Source organism: Myroides injenensis M09-0166 (assembly GCF_000246945.1).
GTDB lineage: Bacteria > Bacteroidota > Bacteroidia > Flavobacteriales > Flavobacteriaceae > Flavobacterium > Flavobacterium injenense.
Genome location: NZ_BAEX01000152.1, coordinates 1 through 2,335 on the forward strand (window position 1 = coordinate 1; position 2,335 = coordinate 2,335).

Consider the following 2,335-nt stretch of genomic DNA (forward strand, 5'->3'; position numbering starts at 1 on the left):
ACACGTAGTATCCTTATACCATTGCACTCTACGCACGGTTACCAAGCGTGCTGAGGGAACCTTTAGAAGCCTCCGTTACTCTTTTGGAGGCGACCACCCCAGTCAAACTACCCACCAAGCAATGTCCTCCCGTTAAGGAGTTAGATCTCAAATAAGCAAAGGGTGGTATTTCAACAATGACTCCACAACGCCTAGCGACGCCATTTCACAGTCTCCCACCTATCCTACACATCACTTATCCAAGAACAATACTAAGCTATAGTAAAGGTGCACAGGGTCTTTTCGTCCCACTGCGGGTAATCGGCATCTTCACCGATACTACAATTTCACCGAGCTCATGGCTGAGACAGTGTCCAGATCGTTACACCATTCGTGCAGGTCGGAACTTACCCGACAAGGAATTTCGCTACCTTAGGACCGTTATAGTTACGGCCGCCGTTTACTGGGGCTTCAATTCAATGCTTCTCAACAATTAATCATCGATAACATCTCCTCTTAACCTTCCAGCACCGGGCAGGTGTCAGGCCCTATACTTCATCTTACGATTTTGCAGAGCCCTGTGTTTTTGATAAACAGTCGCCTGGACCTTTTCACTGCGGCCAGCTTGCGCTGGCGACCTTTCTCCCGAAGTTACAGGTCTATTTTGCCTAGTTCCTTAGCCATGAATCTCTCGAGCGCCTTAGGATACTCTCCTCGACTACCTGTGTCGGTTTACGGTACGGGTACTTACAATCTAAGTTTAGAAGCTTTTCTTGACAGCCCTTAGGCACACTATCTCGTTGTCCGTAGACGCTGAGTACTATCGCATTTCTCCAAGTCTGACGCATTTTACTATCAAACCTATAGGTACGTGCTTCAACCAGCTATTCCGTCAGCTGGCGGTGCTTTCATCACTGTGTCACTCCATCACAATTATAAGTAGTACGGGAATATTAACCCGTTGGCCATCGACGTCCCCCTTCGGGTGTGCCTTAGGTCCCGACTAACCCTCAGCTGATTAGCATAGCTGAGGAATCCTTAGTCTTACGGCGGGGGTGTTTCTCGCACCCCTTATCGTTACTTATGCCTACATTTTCTTTTCTAATTAGTCCAGCAATTCTCACAAATCACCTTCAACCCTATTAGAATGCTCCCCTACCACTCACGTTTTAAACGTAAATCCATAGCTTCGGTAGTATACTTATGCCCGATTATTATCCATGCTCGATCGCTCGACTAGTGAGCTGTTACGCACTCTTTAAATGAATGGCTGCTTCCAAGCCAACATCCTAGCTGTCTGGGCAATCAAACCGCGTTTTTTCAACTTAGTATACATTTGGGGACCTTAGCTGATGGTCTGGGTTCTTTCCCTCTCGGACATGGACCTTAGCACCCATGCCCTCACTGATATAAATCATTACTTAGCATTCGGAGTTTGTCAGGAATTGGTAGGCGGTGAAGCCCCCGCATCCAATCAGTAGCTCTACCTCTAAGTAACTGATATATCGCTGCACCTAAATGCATTTCGGGGAGTACGAGCTATTTCCGAGTTTGATTGGCCTTTCACCCCTACCCACAGGTCATCCGAAAACTTTTCAGCGTTAAACGGTTCGGTCCTCCATTTAGTGTTACCTAAACTTCAACCTGCCCATGGGTAGATCACACGGTTTCGCGTCTACCACTACTGACTAAAGCGCCCTATTAAGACTCGCTTTCGCTACGGATCCAGACCTGAAGTCCTTATCCTTGCCAGCAACGGTAACTCGTAGGCTCATTATGCAAAAGGCACGCCGTCACCCCACTTAAGGGCTCCGACCGCTTGTAAGCGTATGGTTTCAGGTTCTTTTTCACTCCGTTATTCACGGTTCTTTTCACCTTTCCCTCACGGTACTGGTTCACTATCGGTCTCTCAGGAGTATTTAGCCTTAGCGGATGGTCCCGCTTGATTCAATCAGGGTTTCACGTGCCCCGACCTACTCAGGATACCACTATTCTTATCTTCTCTTACTTATACGGGACTATCACCCTCTGTGGTTTACCTTTCCAGGTAATTCTAATTCAATCCGCAAGAAATATCGTGGTCCTACAACCCCAATATTGCCGTAACAACATTGGTTTGGGCTATTCCGCGTTCGCTCGCCACTACTTGCGGAATCACTTTTGTTTTCTTCTCCTCTGCCTACTTAGATGTTTCAGTTCAGCAGGTTTGCCTCCTTTAAAGGATACTATGTCTTCAACATAGTGGGTTGCCCCATTCGGATATCTACGGATCAATTCGTGTGTGCCGATCCCCGTAGCTTTTCGCAGCTTATCACGTCCTTCTTCGCCTCTGAGAGCCTAGGCATTCCCCATACGC

Annotated in this window: 1 rRNA gene; it reads right to left on the bottom strand. The window is 47.5% G+C overall.

From position 1 onward, the window contains the following. Positions 1–2,335: ribosomal RNA gene (locus tag RH98_RS15525) — 23S ribosomal RNA — on the bottom strand; the annotation flags it as partial.